Source organism: Tolypothrix sp. PCC 7712, from assembly GCF_025860405.1.
In the GTDB taxonomy this organism is placed as follows: Bacteria; Cyanobacteriota; Cyanobacteriia; order Cyanobacteriales; family Nostocaceae; genus Aulosira; species Aulosira diplosiphon.
Genome location: NZ_CP063785.1, coordinates 5116484 through 5137190 on the forward strand (window position 1 = coordinate 5116484; position 20707 = coordinate 5137190).

At 40.0% G+C, this 20707-nt stretch carries 21 protein-coding genes; 11 read left to right on the top strand and 10 right to left on the bottom strand.

Annotated elements, in window-relative coordinates; translation table 11 throughout:
* Nucleotides 1–193 precede the first annotated feature (193 nt).
* Complete coding sequence (locus HGR01_RS20900; protein WP_045870204.1) at nt 194–1600, top strand: sensor histidine kinase; 1407 nt, start codon at nt 194–196, stop codon at nt 1598–1600.
* 136 nt (nt 1601–1736) lie between these two features.
* Here HGR01_RS20900 and aroF read toward each other — a convergent pair whose 3' ends face one another.
* Nucleotides 1737–2609 (bottom strand): 3-deoxy-7-phosphoheptulonate synthase, encoded by an 873-nt coding sequence (aroF, locus tag HGR01_RS20905; RefSeq protein ID WP_045870205.1) that lies wholly within the window; start codon nt 2607–2609, stop codon nt 1737–1739.
* 931 nt (nt 2610–3540) lie between these two features.
* Here aroF and HGR01_RS20910 point away from each other — a divergent pair.
* Nucleotides 3541–4023 carry a hypothetical protein gene (locus tag HGR01_RS20910; RefSeq protein ID WP_045870508.1) on the top strand — a complete coding sequence of 161 codons (483 nt, stop codon included), beginning with the start codon at nt 3541–3543 and terminating at the stop codon, nt 4021–4023.
* Nucleotides 4024–4951: 928 nt separating this feature from the next.
* Entirely contained in the window at nt 4952–5656 is a 705-nt protein-coding gene (locus HGR01_RS20915; RefSeq protein WP_045870206.1) for a pentapeptide repeat-containing protein, read from the top strand.
* Here HGR01_RS20915 and HGR01_RS20920 read toward each other — a convergent pair.
* The gene (locus tag HGR01_RS20920; RefSeq protein WP_096621704.1) at nt 5600–5851 is read right to left on the bottom strand and encodes a hypothetical protein; all 252 of its coding nucleotides are present in this window, start codon (nt 5849–5851) and stop codon (nt 5600–5602) included. The two genes, HGR01_RS20915 and HGR01_RS20920, sit on opposite strands and share 57 nt — an antisense overlap.
* A 5-nt stretch (nt 5852–5856) precedes the next feature.
* Between HGR01_RS20920 and HGR01_RS20925 the strand changes: the two genes are divergently transcribed.
* A complete protein-coding gene (locus tag HGR01_RS20925; protein WP_045870207.1) occupies nt 5857–6342 on the top strand; it encodes a glutathione peroxidase in 486 nt (161 codons plus the stop codon).
* A gap of 29 nt (nt 6343–6371) precedes the next feature.
* Complete coding sequence (locus HGR01_RS20930; RefSeq protein ID WP_045870208.1) at nt 6372–7199, top strand: SDR family oxidoreductase; 828 nt, start codon at nt 6372–6374, stop codon at nt 7197–7199.
* Between the two features lie 207 nt (nt 7200–7406).
* On the opposite strand, the gene HGR01_RS20935 is transcribed toward HGR01_RS20930, so the two are convergent.
* The 5 genes from HGR01_RS20935 to HGR01_RS20955 form a co-directional block, all read right to left on the bottom strand.
* A complete protein-coding gene (locus tag HGR01_RS20935; protein ID WP_045870209.1) occupies nt 7407–8774 on the bottom strand; it encodes an NAD(P)/FAD-dependent oxidoreductase in 1368 nt (455 codons plus the stop codon).
* A 273-nt stretch (nt 8775–9047) separates the two neighbouring features.
* Nucleotides 9048–9299, bottom strand: coding sequence for a hypothetical protein (locus HGR01_RS20940; RefSeq protein ID WP_045870210.1), 252 nt, complete (start codon nt 9297–9299; stop codon nt 9048–9050).
* Between the two features lie 387 nt (nt 9300–9686).
* The gene (locus HGR01_RS20945; RefSeq protein ID WP_045870211.1) at nt 9687–10292 is read right to left on the bottom strand and encodes a DUF2231 domain-containing protein; all 606 of its coding nucleotides are present in this window, start codon (nt 10290–10292) and stop codon (nt 9687–9689) included.
* Nucleotides 10289–10783 carry a DUF2231 domain-containing protein gene (locus HGR01_RS20950; protein ID WP_045870212.1) on the bottom strand — a complete coding sequence of 165 codons (495 nt, stop codon included), beginning with the start codon at nt 10781–10783 and terminating at the stop codon, nt 10289–10291. The genes HGR01_RS20945 and HGR01_RS20950 overlap by 4 nt, the downstream gene beginning before the upstream one ends.
* Nucleotides 10784–11376: 593 nt before the next feature.
* Nucleotides 11377–12300: a sensor histidine kinase gene (locus HGR01_RS20955; RefSeq protein ID WP_228045589.1), complete on the bottom strand. Its 924-nt coding sequence runs from the start codon at nt 12298–12300 to the stop codon at nt 11377–11379.
* A gap of 286 nt (nt 12301–12586) precedes the next feature.
* Between HGR01_RS20955 and HGR01_RS20960 the strand changes: the two genes are divergently transcribed.
* Together HGR01_RS20960 and HGR01_RS20965 are read left to right on the top strand one after the other, a co-directional pair.
* Nucleotides 12587–13483 (top strand): alpha/beta fold hydrolase, encoded by an 897-nt coding sequence (locus HGR01_RS20960; protein WP_045870214.1) that lies wholly within the window; start codon nt 12587–12589, stop codon nt 13481–13483.
* Nucleotides 13484–13649: 166 nt separating this feature from the next.
* Nucleotides 13650–14384, top strand: coding sequence for a glutathione peroxidase (locus HGR01_RS20965; RefSeq protein WP_045870215.1), 735 nt, complete (start codon nt 13650–13652; stop codon nt 14382–14384).
* A 68-nt stretch (nt 14385–14452) separates the two neighbouring features.
* On the opposite strand, the gene HGR01_RS20970 is transcribed toward HGR01_RS20965, so the two are convergent.
* The gene (locus HGR01_RS20970) at nt 14453–14728 is read right to left on the bottom strand and encodes a hypothetical protein (RefSeq protein WP_045870216.1); all 276 of its coding nucleotides are present in this window, start codon (nt 14726–14728) and stop codon (nt 14453–14455) included.
* 27 nt (nt 14729–14755) lie between these two features.
* The gene (locus HGR01_RS20975) at nt 14756–15229 is read right to left on the bottom strand and encodes a hypothetical protein (RefSeq protein ID WP_045870217.1); all 474 of its coding nucleotides are present in this window, start codon (nt 15227–15229) and stop codon (nt 14756–14758) included.
* A 292-nt stretch (nt 15230–15521) separates the two neighbouring features.
* Here HGR01_RS20975 and HGR01_RS20980 point away from each other — a divergent pair, with 292 nt between their 5' ends.
* Both HGR01_RS20980 and HGR01_RS20985 read left to right on the top strand, forming a co-directional pair.
* Entirely contained in the window at nt 15522–17807 is a 2286-nt protein-coding gene (locus HGR01_RS20980; RefSeq protein WP_081584001.1) for an ATP-binding protein, read from the top strand.
* Nucleotides 17808–17862: 55 nt separating this feature from the next.
* Nucleotides 17863–18306, top strand: a complete 444-nt coding sequence (locus HGR01_RS20985) for a response regulator (protein WP_045870218.1) — start codon at nt 17863–17865, stop codon at nt 18304–18306.
* Here HGR01_RS20985 and HGR01_RS20990 read toward each other — a convergent pair.
* Nucleotides 18273–18485, bottom strand: a complete 213-nt coding sequence (locus HGR01_RS20990) for a hypothetical protein (protein WP_155539211.1) — start codon at nt 18483–18485, stop codon at nt 18273–18275. The two genes, HGR01_RS20985 and HGR01_RS20990, sit on opposite strands and share 34 nt — an antisense overlap.
* A gap of 59 nt (nt 18486–18544) precedes the next feature.
* Here HGR01_RS20990 and HGR01_RS20995 point away from each other — a divergent pair, with 59 nt between their 5' ends.
* Both HGR01_RS20995 and HGR01_RS21000 read left to right on the top strand, forming a co-directional pair.
* Complete coding sequence (locus tag HGR01_RS20995) at nt 18545–18670, top strand: hypothetical protein (RefSeq protein ID WP_255325205.1); 126 nt, start codon at nt 18545–18547, stop codon at nt 18668–18670.
* Between the two features lie 49 nt (nt 18671–18719).
* On the top strand, nt 18720–20390 hold the full coding sequence (locus tag HGR01_RS21000; protein ID WP_045870219.1) for an ATP-binding protein: 1671 nt from the start codon (nt 18720–18722) through the stop codon (nt 20388–20390).
* Nucleotides 20391–20707 lie beyond the last annotated feature (317 nt).

Consider the following 20707-nt stretch of genomic DNA (forward strand, 5'->3'; position numbering starts at 1 on the left):
GAAAACATACAGCAGATTCGATGTTTATGAGGTACAGCAACTAATTGAAAAAAGTAATGAGAAATAAGTAGTGAGTAATAAGTAAATGTCCTATTCATTACTCATTACTCATTACTCATTACTCATGATGTACCTCACCTACTTCAAAAGTGCTGTAGGTTTATAACTCTGACTTAAGGTTTAGTTCACTACGATGCTGACTCAATCATCCTCAGAAACTTCCACTCAAGAACACAATCAACAGCTTGACAGAGAATTTATCAACTTGAAACTGATTGTAGAAGGGATTGCATCCCAAATTGGTGAAGCATTCTTTCAAGCTTGCGCCCATTATTTAGCAGAAGTACTGCAAATTCGGTATGCATTAATTGCCGAGTTTGTCAATGATAGTCAGCCCAGAGCTAGAGTTTTAGCATTTTGGGCAGGAAAAGACTTTGGTGAAAATTTTGAATATGACTTAGCAGGGACTCCTTGTGGTGTTTTGTATGAACAAGGACTGCAAATTTATCCTCAGTTGCTCCAACAACAGTTTCCAGAAGATCAAGATTTAATAACCTTGAATGCAGAGAGTTATCTGGGAATTCCGATTCTCGATCCTCAAGGTAAGCCTTTAGGACATATTGCGGGCTTGCATACTCAGCCATTAGAACATAACTATCAAGAACAGGAAGCTATTTTAAAAATATTTGCTGCTCGTTCAGCAGCAGAAATTGAGCGTCAGTTAGCTGAAAAGGCATTAAAACAGCAAAATATTTATTTACAAGCAACCTTGAAAAAGTTGCAACAAACCCAAGCGCAACTGATTCAGGCAGAAAAGATGTCAGGCTTGGGACATCTAGTTGCAGGGATTGCTCACGAAATCAATAATCCCATTGGGTTTATTCATAGCAACATTACTCATACTCAAGAGTATTTTAATACCCTGTTAGAATTGCTAGCAGCATATCAATCAGAATGTCCTCAACCATCTGCATTACTGCAAGAAAAAATTCAGGCAGCAGATTTGGAATTTATCCAAGAAGATGCTTCTAAAATGCTCAGTTCTATGCAAATTGGTAGCCATCGCATCCGTGATATTGTGCTGAGTTTACGGAATTTCTCACGATTTGATGAATCAGACAAGAAATCGGTAGACTTACATGAAGGTATTGAAAGCACTTTGCTAATTTTACAACATCGGCTGCAAGCAGAAAAACACCTACCAGAAATTACCATCATTAAGGAATATGGTAAATTACCCCAAGTCAACTGCTATGCTAGCCAAATTAATCAAGTATTCATGAATATTTTGAGCAATGCAATTGATGCTTTGAAATCTACCTTCCCCAGCATTTCATCACCAACTATTCGAGTCAAAACAGAAGCGATCGCAGATAGTAAAGCAGTCAGAATTTCAATTATAGATAATGGTGTGGGTATGGATGAAGCCACATTATCCCAAATATTTAATCCTTTTTTCACTACTAAACCCGTTGGTTCCGGTACTGGCTTAGGACTCTCCATCAGCTATCAAATTATAGTTGAGCAGCACGGTGGGAAATTAAATTGTGTATCTTCTTTAGGGCAAGGTGCTAGGTTTGTCATTGAAATTCCTGTTTAATTGGCGATGAAGTAGATGAGGGAGATGAGGGGGATGAGGTAGATGAGGAGGATGAGGAGGATGAGGTAGAATTACTTATTACCCATTACCCATTACCCATTACCCATTACCCCTTCCCCATTCCCCCTTCCCCACCTTACGCCGCCGCACAAAAAATAGGAGCAGATTTTACACCTACCCCTAAATCGGAAATATTGCGTCCAACTGCTGTGGCTACGGGCTTTAAACTATCAACCAAATTCACCATGTCTTCTAAAGACAAAGCTTGGCGTGCATCAGATACAGATTTTTCTGGTTCTGGGTGACACTCAATAATTAAGCCATCTGCGCCACAAGCTATAGCAGCCTTAGCCATAGGTGCTACTAATTCCCGTTTACCTACGGCATGGGATGGATCTACAATCACGGGTAGGTGAGTAATTTGCTTGAGAGCTGCGACTGCGCCTAAATCCAGTACATTGCGGGTGTAATTATCGAAGCTGCGGATACCTCGCTCACACAGCACCACATCCGAATTACCGTGACTCAAAATATATTCAGCAGCCATCACAAATTCTTCAATTGTCGCTGCTAGTCCGCGCTTGAGTAATATTGGCTTCCCAGCTTGTCCCAAAGCTTTGAGTAAGTCGAAGTTTTGCATATTGCGGCTACCAACTTGCAGCATATCAGCATGAGCCGCGACTACTTCAATTTGAGCAATTGACATTACTTCTGTGACGACTGGGATATTGTAACGCGATCGCACTTCTGCTAGAACCTCTAATCCTGCTTCTCCCATTCCTTGGAAAGCGTAGGGAGATGTGCGGGGTTTGTAGACACCACCGCGCAAAGCCTGTACAGGTGCAGCTGCTAACTTTTGGGCGACTGTTTCCATTTGTTCTAAGCTTTCCACTGTGCAGGGGCCACCAATAATCACTAATTCCTCACCACCGAAACTGACTGTTTCTGAGAGTTTGACAATTGTCTGATGGCTAGGATGGGATTGGGCGGCGAGTTTAGCATTAATCACGGTGAAATTCTCCTTGTATTTGGATTATGAGGTTGATGGATAACAAAAAACCCGGAATCTCATCTTGTGAGTTCCGGGTGCGTTGTGATGAATCGACATGACGCTATTTACCCGGAACTTGCTCTGGGCCAAAAGTAAAAGCTATAAAACCAGCTACCGCAATAGATCATGACGACGAAATACTCCTGAAAAAACAAAAACCGCAGAGGTTGCTCTGCGGTTCACCTGGCGGTTTCCATTAGGAAACTATTCACCGCCGGTGAACCGCCTTTTGCCAAAAATAAAAATAGGATTTGCTGCTAGAAATCATTACAGTACTTAACTAGATAATCTTTGATGTAAATTGATGTAAACCTAATATAAGAGCCACGATAACAGACACAGTTCCTTGCGTCAAGGCCCGCTCTCGTGTGAGGTTAAAAGCTGCTCGTGAAGAGAAGCGGAGACGCAGGGAAGGGGAATAACTTTCAATACTTGTCGGTGAAGGGCAAAAGGGTAAGGGGAAAAGGGGCAATAAAAACCTTTAACCCTTACCCTTTCTCCTGCACAGACGCTACGCGTAGCTTGCTTCCCCGCAGGGGTACACCTTTTTCCCAAACCAAATTCCGAGTTGCAACTCATCCCTTGGTTATGGGTTTTCCTGTCACCCACTTGTAACTATTAAGATTTAGATAAGCTGATAAATATTTTTAGGTGATGGGTATGGGAATTGCTGAAGTCTCAAAAATTTGACAATTCCGCGACTTACAAAACTGGCAAATATATTATTCTGCTATGGAGGTAATAATCAAAGGTCAGTCCTTGAGCCTTTTGAGAGCAACCCACAGGTGGCGCGCCACCCATTACAAATGTAATCACTACTATTACTTAGCCCGTAACTGCTAACTGTTGCAGCAACTCAATCACATTACTAGCCTACTTCTGTTTTATGATGCGTCGTTCCAAAATTTTAGCTACATCTTTCGACTACCAAGGAGCTTACCCCTGCCCAGTCTGTCGAGTTGGTAAAATTGCTCGTATGCCATTGATGGAAGCTATGGCTTGTGACTTCTGCCAAGAAATTTTTACTGTCAATTTAGAACAGCAGCAACTGAAAATGCCTTCTAGACAACCGCCATTGATTTGGCGTTGGAATGGTTTTAGTTGGACAGAAGCTCAATTAGAAGGTGTGGAACTCGGTTGGGGCTATGGGCTAGCTGCGATCGCATTTATTTTCCTACCTACCACTTTAATTGGCATCGTCGCTTACAATTTTCCCCCCACTCCCCATGAATTTATTACCTGGCTGCCATATATCTGGACTATATTAACTTTTTTGTTACATTTAGCAATTATTCTTTGGATTTGTATTGAGGTTTATCAAATTCCAATTGCCGCATATTTAAGAGCTATAAATCGTTGGCGAAATGGATAAATGGACAAATAGACAGATGGAGAAAAATGAATAATAACTATCGACTCCTAACTATCTAATTTTGCCAATAATTAAGTAACCATTAATGAACTGCGGACAGCAAAACGAAAGAAAATTTATTGTCTATACTCAAAAGTCAAGGTTCAAATAGATTTCTTAATGAACAGACTTTGAATTGTTTATCTGCGTTGTCTTCCTTCTACTTGCCAATTTTCAGTACCTAATACCTATTTATCAGTCAGTTGATTGCGGTAAAATCCTACAACCAAGGCTGAAAATTTTGCTTTTCTAGTCCTTAGGCCATAGTCCCTACTTATTAAATCAGCCATTATGAAGTATTTACACCCAGACAGATGAAGAATTATGATATTGCCTCTAGGTGTAACCAGTTCATAGTGGCCGATTAATAGCCCTTAAGCTAAGAGAAAGGTTATTTATGGACTGAGTTAGTCACTCTTGGCTTGTATAATAACCTATGTGAAAGTTTTTTCTGTGGGACTTGGCTATACAAGTAGTTGCTACAGAAATCCCCAGTCTCTCATCTCAAATTTAGAGAAAGGGTAAATTTGGCTTGCTATGAACTTAAGCCCATAATCAGCAGCCAGTATTCTATCTAGTGAGATTATCTACAATCATAGGAGCGTCGCTAAGAATTTATTGTCCAGTCAAGCAACAAAAAATTTGTTACCATTTTTAGACAATGTTAAAAGAGCAAATCATTAAGCACAAAAATAAAGGGCAGGTGGCTTTTACAATTACTAAAGCACCTGATAAAATTCCTCTACTTTATTAGAGAGAGTATTTTAATACGCTATCTTAAATTAGATGAGATATAAAATATTCGTAAAAAGTCGAAATTTAATAAATAATTAAGCCAACAGACGGATGCATCACTAATTATTAACTTGATTGTCCATAAAAACACCCTATGAGCGAGTTGGAGCGGTATTATAGAGTCTTGGAATTAGAGCCTGGAGCAACACTTGAAGAAGTAAACCAGGCTTATAAAGATTTGGTTTTTGTATGGCATCCCGATCGCATTCCCCAAGACAATCTCCGTTTACAACAAAAGGCGCAAGATAAGCTAAAAGCGATTAACGAAGCGCGTGATAAATTGCGTTCTATCAAAGTTAAGCATCAACCAACAACATACTCACAGCCGCATCAGCATCAACCGACAACATACTCAACGCCACATCCGTCACATCCGCCACATCCGCCTCAACCGAAAAAGTCACCGCCAACTAGCTATGAGCCATCATCTAAAAATACAGATTTGAGTGGCAAAGATTTTAGTCGAGCCAACTTGAGCAACAAAGATTTATCGGGGAGAAACCTGAGTTTTGCCAACTTGAGCGGTGCAAACCTCAGCGATACATTTATGCACAAAGTGAATCTCAGAGGTGCAGATTTATCGGAAGCCAATTTATTTAGAGCTAACCTCTTATTAGCAGATATGAGAGAAGCAAATTTACGTTCAGCCAACTTAATTGGAGCAGATTTGAGTGGCGCTGATTTGCGAGGCGCTGACTTAACAGGAGCGCGGATTCGCTCAGGCGATCGCCTTTTGGTTAAATTAATAGGAGCCAACCTCGCCGGCGCTATTATGCCTGATGGTTCTATTCATCATTAAAGTTGGGGCATAGGGCATAGGGCATGGGGCATGGGGCATGGGGCATAGGGCATAGGTAATTCCCAATTCCCCCTCATCCCCCTCATCCCCCTCATCTCCCTCATCCCCCTCATCTCCCTCATCCCCAATCCCTTTTTCATCAAAAAACTTTGCCTGCAATGTGGGAAACTTGGCAATAGTTATCAAAAAATCCATTTAAGATGAGTACCAACATTTCTGACATTGCAGTCAAAACCATCAACGGTGAGGATAAGCTACTGAGTGAGTATGCTGGCAAAGTACTCTTAATTGTGAATGTGGCTTCCTACTGTGGTTACACGTCTCAATATGAGGGATTAGAAAGATTGAACCGAGAGTATAAAGACGCTGGCTTAAGGATTCTGGCGTTTCCTAGCAATGACTTTGGCGCACAGGAGCCGGGCAGCAACGAAGAAATTGTACAATTCTGTACGAGCAAGTACGGAGTTAGTTTTGAACTGTTCGATAAAGTTCATGCTAAAGATTCGGAACAGCACCCACTTTATACCCGGCTCACCAATGCAGTTGAGCCTACGGGGCCTGTTGCTTGGAATTTTGAAAAATTTTTAGTGAATAAGCAAGGTGAAGTTGTAGCTCGTTTTAAAAGCAGCGTCAAACCATATTCACCTGAATTAATTGCCACAATTGAAAGCGAATTAGCAAAATAGTTATCTAGACGAATTTGTTTTGAGAAATCATGAACATTGCAATCATTGGTTGTGGTTATGTAGGTTCTGCAGTTGCTCAATATTGGCGGCAAAAAATGAATTTTGTAGTGACTGCAACCACAACTACACCAACACGTGTATCCTCATTAGAACAAGTAGCCCAAAAAGTTGTCGTAGTTAAAGGTAATGATGCAGATGGGCTAAAAAAAGTATTAGAAAATCAAGATGTAGTGCTGTTAAGTGTGGGTGCAAAAGGTGCTGATTTTTATGAAGAAGCTTATTTACAAACTGCCAAAACTTTAGCCTCTATTTTGCCAGCATTTCCAAATGTACGGCAACTCATCTACACAGGTAGTTATTCTGTGTATGGTGACAAAAATGGTGAGTTTGTAGATGAAGAAACTACAGCTAACCCTAGCACTACCAACGGTAGAATTATGAAGGAAACCGAAGATGTTTTGCTATCAGCAGCTAGCGAACATCTGAGAGTTTGTATTTTACGCTTAGGCGGCATTTATGGCCCAGGTAGAGAACTAATCAAAATATTTGGTCGCCTTGCTGGTACTAGTCGTCCTGGTAATGGTGATGATGTCGCCAATTGGATTCATCTGGATGATATTGTGGGTGTGATTGAGTTTGCGCGCCAACACAATTGGCAAGGAATTTATAATGTAGTTGACGATGCACATCTCAGTAGCCGTGAATTCTTTGATAATGTGTTAAAAACACACAATTTACCGCCGATTAATTGGGATGCTTCGCTTCCAAGTAACCGTCCCTATAATGCTTGGGTATCAAATCAAAAAATTAAGGATGCTGGATATCAATTGATTCATCCACAAATGATATTTAAGTAAATATTTGATTCGAGATATAGTAGGATGCGTTAATAACGCATCCTACTATTAGGATTCATATTTGATTTCTGAACTAGACGTAGGGTGTGTTGTCGCGTAGCGCAACGCACCAAAGCTGAGAATACGGTGCGTTACACTTCGTGATAACACACCCTACACATACTTAGATTTTTCAATAATCAAATCGGATTCCTATACAAACGCATTCTACTGATTTTTATCCTCATCGCCCAGCATTTTCAATAATCTTCTGGCAGCTAACACACCTACAACTCCAGCACCTACTAATTCTGCTGCTTGTAAAACTTTTTTACCGACATCTTGATTGTTTAAGTGATGGTGAAAAATCTCATCATGCACCCATTCTTCAGTAGCTTTAAAGTCATGAATTGGTGTTGGTAATAATGTTAAATAAGTGCTTTGACGAATTAAGTGCGCGGGTTCGCCTGCAACTTCAAAAACATTGAAAAGGTTAGCAGCAGCATCATTTAACCCCAACTTTAAGAGAGTTCCCCGGATATTCACTTTCACAGGTTTCAGTTCTTCTCCGAGAGCGATCGCTTTTAAATTTTTGGCAATAGTTGCACCTTGTTGATAAGCGACTTGGGCTGTAGGTGGTAGGGAATTTCCCTGAACTGCTACACAATCACCACCCGCGAAGACTTCGGGAAAGTCGAGCAGTTGCATTGTAGGCGTAACGAGGGGGTGATTATGGCGATCGCGGTGTTCTTTGGGAATGGGTAAGTCTTGAATTAATGGATTGTTTGAGGTTCCGGCTGTCCAGATTGTGGTGTAGGTTGGTAAAGTTTGAACTTGCTCGTTAGTTTTATATTCAACAGAGTTGGAGTCCACCGCAGTAGCTTCAGCACCCCTAAGAATTTCGATTGGTACAGTGCGTTTTTGTAATTCTTGTTCGGCGTTGTGACGGAGTGGATCGTTAATATCGCCGTCGAGAATTTTTTCACCATGATTGAGCAGAACCACACGGATTTCCTGAGGATTTCCCCCTAAAGCGCTATACCAAAGTGGGAGAAAATCTGCCAAAGTTGCGGCCATTTCTACACCGGAAGCACCACCACCAACTATCACTACAGTTAGCAATTTTCGGCGTTGTTCTGCATCTTCAGTTTGCAAGGCTCTTTGTAAACAATCACGCAAATGTTTATCGAGTGCGATCGCATCTGCTTGTGTCCAAAATGGGAAAGCATTTGCTTTCGCACCCTTAACCTGATGATAGCCAGTCACACTACCCAAAGCTAAGACTAAATTACTGTAGCTATAGGAATTTCCCGAAACTAATTTTACTTCTCGTTGCTGCAAGTCTATAGAATCGACGGTATCTTGAACAAAAATTACCCCACTACCTTGAAGTAATTCCGAAAAGCGGGGTACTACTTGAAAACTATCCATCTCGCCATCAAAATATTCATAAAGTAAGGGCTTAAAACAAAAGCGTTCATTTTTATCAATTAATATCACAGAGCGAGGATAATGCTCGTGAGCTAAATGTAAGGCTGTAAATAAACCTGTAAAGCCACCACCTAGAATCACAGTTTGATACACTTGGCTGCTCATAAAATCTCCTATCTTGCAAAAGTTTTAGATAGTTAAATTGCTATTTTTTTCACGCCTAATCTGCTGAGTTAAATGAAGTACGCGGGTAGGAGCACGGCACTGCCGTGCCCTTACAAGTATTTGTTCCTCACCAACTTTTAATCTGCTGTATCTGCGTTTATCTGCGTTTATCTTCTTCCATCTGCGGTTAATTATTTATTCTCGTACCCCCCCCAATATTTCAACCGCTATAAATAGTTATTTGTATTGACAAATAACTCATGAAATATTCGCTTAGAGAAATAAGAAAAAGGCTATTAAACCCAAGCTGAGAATAACAGCTAGCAAAATCGCATATTCAACTCTGCGACTAAAAAAGCCCACCGCAGCAACTAGTGCGATCGCCAGCCCAATAATCCCCACATACTGCCCTTTTTGCAGATTTTTGGCAATGAGCGGGTCTTGTGCTGTACCTGGTGATGGGGTTTCTTGAATTGTTTTAGGTGCAAGCTCTGAGCCTGGTAATTGTTGTAATAACAAGTTCATTGAATACTCCTGAAAAACATCGATTTTCCGAATGATTTTATGCTTGACAAATGTAGAGCATAAAAAATAAAAACACTCATACTGCTTCATTGGAAAAATGATACGCATAGGCAAGCAGATGAAGTAATTTGTAGCAGTCAGTTATTGAATTGGTATCATACAACATCAACAAAATACTGAAATAATACCAATTCAAATAATGTTTACAACAGATAAATTCTTTGTAGGGGCACGGCACCAGTAAGATATTTAATATGCCAAAATATTGTGGATGCCGTGCCCCTACCTATCTGTCGCGTTCTTGTTTCAAAATGGTATAAAGTAGCTGAATTGACACTGAAATTACCTTTGCTATAGTTACCACAATCAAAGAACAAACAAGCATAATTATTTGAAGAACAAATCAGGATTTGTACCCTGTTGAAGTAATTTTGCAGCAGTAACATGAATGCCAAACTCTTCTCCTAATTGCGCCCCTAATGTTCCGTGAACATATAAAATGCCGAGGATGACAATTCCTAGTAACAAGTAACTCCACTGCACCTGTCTTGGTGAATCTTTGCGCCAACGGTAGCGTTGTAAGCCTCGCCACACAGCCATTCCCACCATAGTTGCTAACAACAACACACCACCTAAACCATGTAACAGCATTGTCAAAGGAGCGCTCAAACCCCAAGCACTCTTTTCGTTAACTGGTGGGTTTGCTAACAATAGCTCAAAAAATCCCGCCGCCACAGTGAAAAAAGTTACAGTCGCCGCCGCTAGGAGATTGTACCAACCGACATCAAACAGACCCGCACGGATAGCAGGAAGACCTAAAAATTTAAAAATCGGTTTTTCTATAGGAAAAAGTGTGGCTGCAATATCAAAGAGGATGGCAATAATAAATAAACCCAATGTTAGATGCACTAGTTGGGGATGCAGAGGAATTTCGTAGGGTAGTCCGTTAGCAGTGAGTTTTAATCCCAACTGATCGATAAGCTGCGAGTTCATCCCGAGACTCCCCGCTTCATGGCTTCCACAACTGGCTCTACATGAAAGCCATACACCCAAAACAGCTTGCTTCCTAAATACACTTGCAAGAACATCAAACAAATTAAAAATGTTGCTGCACCGAGATAAGCTGGTGGTATTTTTTGGGTACGGCGGTTGCGAATTACTAACCGCCAAGCTGCGATCGCCACTACAATGGCCGCTAACGACCAACCCATGATTATATGAAAATTCAGCGTTGGTTGAGCAGCTGCGTAAATATTAGCTAAACCCGCTTCAAACTGACCAAATATGACCGCCATAAAAATAGCGATCGCAGCCACAAACATATTCCAGAAACTCACCTCCAATAAACGCACGTTGCGGGTGAAATAGCCCACAACATCGCAGAAAAACGAGAAAAACACCATCGCTATCACAAAGTGAACAATGATGGGATGTAGAGGATCGGGGTACGGGAGATTCTGACTATTGAGAGGTAAAGCAGACATCACTTTTTCCTTGGCATATTCAGCGCTGTGATTACTGAAAGTTAGTAAACAAGTGCTTGAGCAAAATTAAAGTTCCAGGTGAAGGCAAAGGAATAGAGGATGTGTAATTAATTTTATTGAGGTAATTACCGCATTCAGTATTGGCTATTTAAGAAATTTAAATTATGCAATACTGTCAAAAATATATAATTACTAAAATAATTGATATATAAAATACAGGTATAAAACTACTATCTTAGGGATGATTTACAGCTTAATCAGTGTTGGTTTTTTATGAAATTATAAAATTTTATTATCAAAATTACTATATAGATTAATATATGCATTTCCATATCAGCGAACTTTGTAGTCAGTCATGCCCACAATATCAGGTCTTTGATTTAATTTTTACTTAGCAAAAGCTTGTCCGTAAATCAGTTCGCATTCACAAGTAACAATCATTTCCTACTGCAGCAAGATGCATTATAAGTCTTTATAGAAAATCCACTCATGTTATGTAATTTACTATTTCTTTAGATAGATATAAACCACCAGTACCAATCCATATCATGGGGATGAAATCCAAAATACGATAGCTGCTCATTATACCAACCTCAAATTTTAGCATCTATAAATAACGGAATTTCAATGACGAACTCTGCCCCTTTGCCTGGTGCTGAAATGCATTTCAAGGAACCTTTGTGTGTGTTGACAATAATTTGATAACTAATAGATAATCCCAAACCTGTTCCCTTTCCAACTTCTTTAGTTGTAAAAAACGGGTCAAACAATTGTCTCTGAATCTCTTCATCTATCCCTTGCCCATTATCTTTAATACTAATGACAACTACATTTTCATGTAACAAATGCGTGCGAATTTCAATAATACGGTCATCTTTTGAACTATGATTTTCTAAAATATCAATAGCATTGCTCAAAATATTCATAAATACTTGATTTAACTGGTCTGGATAGCATTCCACATTGGGTAATTCACCATAGTGTTTGATAACTTGAATACCAGAATTATCCTGTTGAGGGTTCAGTCGATATTGCAGGAGTAACAAAGTACTATCAATACCATCATGAATATCTACAGATTTTATTTCTGCTTCATCAAGACGTGAAAAATTACGCAGTGCCAAGACAATTTTATGAATACGTCTTGCACCTCTTTGCATCGACTCTAAAAGGTTTGGGATATCATTAACTACAAATTCTAAATCGTATTGTTGATTCAGAGCTTGAATTTCAGCATCCATCTGAAGGTAACGTTGCTGATAAATTTCATTAATAGCTACAAGGGCTTGAAAATATTCACCGAGATAAGAGAGGTTAGCCAAAATAAAATTTACAGGATTATTAATTTCATGGGCAATACCAGCCACTAGCTGTCCTAGGCTAGACATCTTTTCAGCGAGGAGCAATTGAGGTGCTTGCTGAAGCTTTTGTGTGATCTGCTCGAGATTTTGAGTTTGTTGTTTTAAATGATTTTCTGAGTTTCTTAGTTCTTTTTCTATCAGTAATTGCTCTGACATTTGAAGATTCAAGGGACGGTAAAGGAAAAAATATAACGATGGTGTAATGAGGATTGTCAGTAGCGTAGAATCTAAAAAAGTCTCAAGCAAATCCGGTATTTTTGGTAAAACCAGGAATAGTAACATCACAAATGTCTCGGCGCAGAATATTGATAATGCCATCCTGCTCAAGAAAAACCAAGGAGATTTTTGCATTTTGCATATCTAAGTAGATTTATTAATAAGATGCCCAAATCTACCGAGGAATTATATGATAAAAATGATTTTTCAGTGAATATCTAAACGTATGGCAGCAAATTATACAGAGTTTTACACTTGGCACAATTATCGCTGTGCTTACGAAGTTCATCAACCTAATAATGTAAATTCTGCAGGTATTCCTTTACTATTAATTCATCCCATAGGTGTGGGCTTATCACGGCAGTTTTGGCAAAGATTTTGTCGTGAATGGTATCAAGCAGGGCATCGTAATCCTATTTATGATCCTGATTTATTAGGATGTGGTGAAAGTGATATGCCTCACGTCGCCTATACTCCTAGCGATTGGGCGGAACAATTGCATTATTTCTTAAAAAATGTTGTGCAAACACCTGTAATTGTCATAGTGCAAGGTGCTTTATTAAGTAGTGCAATTAAATTAGTGCAAATAGAACCAAACTTGATTGACTCCCTAGTATTTGCTAGTCCTCCAGCTTGGCCGATTATGACGAAAGAATCACCAGTTTGGCAGCAAAAGCTAGCTTGGAATCTCTTTGATTCACCGTTGGGTAATGCTTTTTATCGCTATGCACGCACTCCCAAATTTTTGCGTTCTTTTTCCACTCGTCAACTATTTGCTAGTAGTGAGACAGCCGATCAAGAATGGTTAAATACTTTAGTTCAAGGTGCAGAAAATAGCGCCAATCGCTATGCAGTATTTTCTTTTTTAGCTGGGTTTTGGCGACAGGATTATAGTCATGATATCGCTGCTATTAAACAACCAGTGTTAGTAGTTGTTGGAGACAAAGCATCAAATATTAGCAAAGAAGGGCAAACAGAAACACCAGACGAACGTTTAGCTAACTACCTTGCTTATTTACCTCAAGGACAAGGAGCTAAATTGCCTGGACGCAATGTCCTACCCTATGAATCTACAGCAGAATTTGTAACTGCGATCGCACCTTTTATTCACTCTAGAGCTTAGAGGCTATTCCCTGGCTTTTACTACTCAGGAAAGTTGTTAATAAGTTGACAATTATACTAGTATATCCCGGCAGAAATGTAATCTCATGCACAACAGGAGAAAAGCTAAGAATATCAGCCTTTTGACTGTTGAAATTCTCAATAAATTGATTATCTAAGGAGGCCTGATGCTGTCCAATCGCCGTGGTCAACGAGTTCCTAATGTTACGTTTCGTACTCGTAAAAACAACCAATGGGTAAATATAACCACTAATGACCTGTTTGCCGATAAGACAGTGATTGTCTTCTCCTTACCAGGCGCTTTTACACCCACTTGTTCTTCTACCCACCTACCTGGTTATAACCAGTTGGCTAATGTATTTAAAGAAAATGGCGTGGATGATATTGTTTGTATTTCCGTCAATGATGCCTTTGTCATGAATGAATGGGCTAAAGACCAAGAAGCCACTAATATTACTTTGATACCTGATGGTAACGGAGAATTTACCGAAGGTATGGGAATGCTAGTAGATAAAACAGAACTGGGCTTTGGTAAACGTTCATGGCGCTATTCTATGCTTGTCAAAAATGGTGTAATTGACAACATGTTCATTGAACCGGAAGAGCCAGGCGATCCCTTTAAGGTATCCGACGCTGAGACAATGCTGCGATACATTAACCCTGAAGCTGTAAAACCGAAGCTAGTTTCTCTGTTTACTAAAGTAGGTTGTCCTTACTGCGCCCGTGCAAAAGAATTGCTCAAAGAGCATCATTTGGATTATGAAGAAATTGTTCTAGGTAAGGATGTTACTACGAACTCTTTAAAAGCAATTACAGGTGCAACAACAGTTCCCCAAGTATTTATTGATGGGCAACTTATTGGTGGTTCTGAGGCTTTAGCATCTTACTTTGGCGGAAGATAGATTTTTTGATTATTTCAAGTTCAGCGTTGCTTCTCAAAAAGCAGCGCTTTTTTATCAAAATTAAATTCTTATTGTATGGTAGATCTCATTCTTACTTCACTTTCTCCTGTTCTCGCAATTACTGTTTTTAGTAATGAGCCAAAAATCCGCCAACCCGTTAAACCAAGACTTGCGTGTCGAGTTGCTAGGTGTTCGCGTAAAATAACACCCTCAGAGCCAAAAATTATCTGTCTGTTTTTTGTATTGCCAAGATTTTTAGCAAATTCTTGGACAATTTCAATAGCAGTTTGGTCATGTGAGTGGTGTTGTAGTTTTTCCTCTAGCTCTTTTAGTTTTTCCAGCATTTAAATCAAAGTTAGATGTCTTGACTGTTATTTTTCTAATTGAGCTAGAGATTCAGCTTTGATCAAACGTTCCAACTCTTCAGGATCTGTTATTACTTCATCGTTCTCATCCAATTCGCTAATCTCAATTTTTAATGGCTCAAACTTTTGACGTGTGGGAAGTGTCGGTAAGCTACCTAACAAACTGACACTTTCAAGTAATACATTGATAGTTTCTGCGTCTTCTGGATGTTTTTTTACAGCACGAGCCGCACTGACAACGACTCTTAATCCACCTTGTAAGCGTTCTACATCACGAGCAAGACCATAGAGCATTTGAAAATCGCTTTCCTCCAAAATCCGATATTGTCCTGTTTTTGTCTGAAAAATACCTACAATACCGTTTTTGACAGATTCTAGAGCTTTAGCACCTTCTTGACGAAACTTTTCAAAAGACCTCCAAGTTGGGCCAGCTTGTAGTCTAAATTGTTTTTGTTCTTCTGTTCTTCCTAATAAATTCATACAAAATCTAACCCCCTCAAAGGCAGAAATCTACATGAATGCTTGAAATTCCAAAGCCCATAAAAACAACTGGACATTGTTTTTATCACTTATAGGCACTTATGTATAGATAAATTATATGATAACCAACGAAAACCCAACGAAAAAACAACGCCTTTTTTGTCAGCTTGTTCGCATTTCCATTTTTAAGCGTGCTTTATTGCGTTGTGTATAGATTTTTCTGTTATGGTTTAAAGAAATGTAAAATTTAATTACGGCATTGCAAGAATAAGCTTGCAATGATAGTAAATATATGAGCCAGTCAGAAGAGACTACAGCCCAAAATCCTTTTTTGACTAACCACGATCGCAGAGCGATTCATCTAGCTGGCTCAATTCAACCTCATGGTGTCCTACTGGCACTGAATTCCCAGTTAGAGATTCTGCAAGTTAGTAACAATACACAGCAATACTTTGGCAAAGCTACCCAAGATTTGCTGGGTCAATCTTTAGACAGCTTATTTGAGGAACGACAAGTTGCAGTTATCAAGCAGTGTTGGGAAAAGAATATTGGTAGTGTCAGCAGTTATAAAGTAGCAATCATCACCAATCATCAAGAACAATTCTTTGATTGCATTGTCCACCGCACAGCAGATGTTTTGATTGTGGAATTGGAAGCGATGTCTACGACGGGCTACGCCTACGCATCTAATTCCGAAATCAGTTTCTTGAGTTTTCATGCTGTGGTGAGTGATGCGATCGCCCAAATGCAAAGCACTGCTAATCTGGTAGAATTCTTAGATTTAGTGGTGACAGAACTCCGCAAAATCACAGAGTTTGACCGAGTCATGGCGTATCAATTTGATGAGCAAGGGTCTGGTGCTGTAGTTGCGGAAGCCAAACGGGAGGATTTACCACCATATTTAGGGCTACATTATCCCGAAACAGATATTCCTATCGAGAGTCGAGAGTTATATACTCGCTGCAAACTGCGATTTATTCCAGATTTCAATGCTCAAGCAGTTAACCTCGTACCTATAAATCATCCCATAACCCACCAACCTCTAGATTTAAGCTTGTCTGTACTCAGGGGTGTGGATGCTTGCTGTGTGGAATTTCATCAAAATATGGGTGTGAGGGCGTTATTGGTAATCTCGCTGATGCAGGAAGGGAAGCTTTGGGGCTTAATATCTTGCCATCATCACACGCCCAAGCATCTGGCTTACGAAGTGCGAAAAATCTGCGAATTTCTCGGACAAATTGTCTCTTCAGAGTTAGCACACAAAGTTAGTTATTCGGAATGGGATTATGAGGTGAAGCTAAAAGCCCTCCAGTCTGAATTATTAGCTTCCATTTCCCAAGCTGATAACTTTATCGATGCTTTGATTAAACCAGAAATCCGCTTGCTGGATGTTGTCAGTGCTGCTGGTGCCGCAGTTTGTTTGGATAATGAAATTACGCTGGTGGGTGCAACACCCAATCTTGAGCAAGTTCAGGCTTTAATTGAATGGGCAGATACTCAGGTAAGGGAAAATTTATTTTATACCGATTCTTTAGCCAAGCTTTACCCCGATGGGATTGTCTTTAAAGATACTGCTAGCGGCTTGTTGTTGCTGCGGATTTCGCAAGTGCGGCGCTATTATATTCTCTGGTTTCGCCCGGAAGTGATGCAAACGGTGAATTGGGCAGGAAACCCCAATGAATCTATTTACCTTGATGTTGATGGTAATGTTACCTTAGGGCCGCGAAAATCCTTTGCCAAATGGCAGGAGACGGTGCAATTAACGTCCCTAGCTTGGAAAAAATCTGAACTGGATAGTGCGATCGCTCTCAGAAATGCGATCGTGGGGATTGTACTTTCTAAAGCCGATGAGTTAGCCAAAATTAACCTAGAGTTGGAACGCAGTAACCGTGAACTCAGTTCCTTTGCTTACGCTGCGTCTCACGATTTAAAGGAACCTTTGCGGGGTATCTATAATTACTCAACTGTGCTAATAGAAGACTATGCCCATGTACTGGATGCTGAGGGGATTGAATACATAGAAACAGTAGTCACCTTATCTGTCAGAATGGAAGCGCTGATTAATGCTTTGCTGCGACTGGCACAATTAGGAAAAGCACAATTACGTGCCAAAGCTACTGATATTAATGAATTAATCACCCAAGTAATTGATATCTTTTATGCCAGTCGCCAATACTCTCAGGTTTTGGATATTCGCATTCCTCGACCTTTACCAACAATTTCCTGTGATGCTGTGTTGGTAAACGAAGTTTTTAGTAACTTGGTTGGCAATGCGCTGAAATACAACGATAAACCAGAACAATGGGTAGAGATTGGCTATCTAGACGCTGCACAACAACAGACAGGCGAAAATTCTGCACCTGTATTTTACGTGCGCGATAACGGCATTGGCATTCCCGATCATCATCGAGAAACTATCTTCCGCTTGTTTAAGCGCCTCCATTCCCAAGAAAAATTCGGGGGAGGTGTTGGTGCAGGATTAGCGATTGTCAAGAAAATTATTGAGCTGCACAATGGGCAAATTTGGCTTGAGTCTACTGTTGGCCTTGGCTCAACGTTTTATTTTACGCTGGAATAGTTTAAGATAAGTAACAAAAATCTCTTTTAATGATTACATTTTGTTAAGACAACTGATGACAACGAAACTTCATGAACCTCTGCTCGTGGTTGAGGACAGCAATGAAGATTTTAGGATGCTGCAACGGTTAATGCGACGCATGGCTGTGCAAAACCCTATCTATCGCTGTACCAATGGAGACGAGGTCTTAGATTTACTTTATCAAGAGGGCAACAATGAAAAATCTTCTGTGGGTATTAAACCTTCTGTGATCCTGCTTGACCTCAATTTACCGGGGATTGATGGTCGTGACATTTTGGAAAGGCTTAAGCAAGACACCTGTTTTAAAGAAATCCCGATTGTGGTTTTCACTACTTCATCAAATCCTAAGGATATTGAATTGTGTTACCAAAAAGGCGCAAATGGTTATCTTGTTAAGCCGATGGATGCACAAGAACTCCAAAAGACAATTCAAGCGTTTGTCGCTTATTGGCTAGAGGCTAATACTCCGCCAGTCTGAGAGTAGCTTTGTGTATATTCGATAGCTGAAATACTAGATAGCAACTCCGGATGCGGAACAGGATACAGCAGCAAATTGTATCCGTCGGTGAGTGCTGGCGTTGAATATTCACACTGGATGGCTGTTCTCAGTGTGTCTAAATTTCTATGTCTGCGCGATCGCTTGGCTCTTCGCGTCACGTTTTTTCCCCCTCTCAGTGGCTATTTCTAGGATTTACCCACTAGTTGCTGACAACTAAATGCTGATAACTAAATACTGGAGTGATGTTTCCGGCAAGTTAGCCGATCGCTTTAAGTTTTTTCAACAAATTTTAGATTTTATTTATATTTATTTTAGATTATTTTTAGAATTATGCAATAGCTAATCACCTAGTTCCCAAAAACTCTATTAATCTCCCAGATCCTCATACTTTTATGTTGGACACCTCGACGCTACTGATCATTGATGATTGTGCAGCGGATCGGAAAATCTATCGTCGATATCTTTTACAAGATCCCTATCAGTCCTACCAAATTTTAGAGGCAGACTGTGCAGAAAGCGGCTTGGCATTATGTCAAGAATTTGGCTGTGATGTGATTCTGCTGGATTTTTGCCTGCCTGATATGAGTGGCTTGGATTTTTTTGATAAGTTAAAACAGACAATACTGGATACTTGCGTATCAGTAATTATGCTGACTGGACGCGGAGATGAAGAAGTAGCCGTTCAAGCCATGAAACAGGGTGCTCAAGATTATTTAGTCAAGCAATACCTCAAACCAGAGGTACTGCAACTAGCTGTCCGTAATGCCACCAAGCAATCTTATTTACAAGCCCAACTCTACAAACATCGAGAACGACAGCGTTTAATAGCCACAACAGCGCTGCGAATTCGCCAGTCTCTTGACTTAGAGCAGATTTTAAACACAGCAGTAGTAGAAGTACAGCAGTTGCTCAAATGCGATCGCGTCATGGTTTATCAGTTCACCTCCGAAATTGAGGGTAAAACTGTAGCTTGCTCCATTGAGTGTTGTAGAGGTCTCCAAGCATACAATAACATCCAAAATGTCTGTAATCGGGTGGGGGGTGAAAACCAACATTGGGGATGTAAATTACCCATGTCTGATTTCTACAATGCTGGCTGGAGTAATTTTTATTTGCAGTTGTTAGAACAATTTAAAAACGAGGAAAATTTAGTAGCTCCTATTCATTTAAGTAACAACGATCAGCAAGAAGATCAGCTTTGGGGCCTATTGATTGCTCACCACAGTTCCGGAGAGCGGGGTTGGCAAGCTGATGAAGTAGAAATGCTCAATGAATTATCGGTACAATTAGCGATCGCAATTCAACAAGCAGAATTACTCGCCCAAACTCAAGCCGCCCTAGCCAAAGAAAAACAACTCAATGCATTTAAATCTCAAATTGTCGCCACAGTTTCCCACGAATATCGCACCCCATTAACTTCGATTTTGGCAGCAGCATCGACTGTGATTAAACATGGCCAGCATTTAGACGATCCTAAAAAACAGAAGTTATTAGGAATCATTGAACAAAAAGCTAGGTCTATGGCCAAACTGGTGGATAATATGCTGATGGTCAACCAAATCGAACTGGACAAAACCAGATTTCAGCCCGTACCCCTAAATCTGCTGCAATTTTTCAGTGATTTGATGGAACAAGAGCAAGAACTAATTAGCGATCGCCATGAATTAATTTTTCATAGCAGTGGAAATTACCAAGATTTTTGGGGCGATCGCGGACTGTTGCAGCAAATATTTGTGAATTTAATGTCCAATGCAGTTAAGTATTCTCCCCAAGGGGGTAGTGTAGAAGTTGACTTAATGGGAAAAGAATCAGAAGTGGTGTTTTCCATCACAGACCAGGGCATTGGCATACCAATAGCAGATCAAGAACACTTATTTCAATCCTTTGGTCGGGGAAGTAACGTCGGGACAATTCCCGGTACAGGTTTAGGATTAGCGATCGCTAAATCTTGCGTGGAGTTACATGGCGGAAAGATTACATTATCCAGTCAAGTTGATCAAGGAACTACTGTGACAGTCACCTTACCCAAGCAACATAGAGCTTATTATGCCAAACACTGTTAGCGAGAATTGGAATCCTTCAAACTAAAGCGAAATTCCTGACTATAAATCTTTTTACCAATTTCAATCTTGTTAGCAAAATATCAATCATTTCTAGGGACACCAGATTTTTTGCCCTACCTCATCACCAAAAGAGGCTACAAAAAACAAATGAATATATAATTGATCGGTTCAATGAAATCCTAGCTTTATGGAACCATAACCAAAAAAGCAGAATCTATAAATGCCGTTATGTATGCCAGGGTAAAAGCATCAACATAACTAATTTATAGAGTTAGGTTTCATGGACTTTAAACACCAACATTATTCCAAAGCATGAC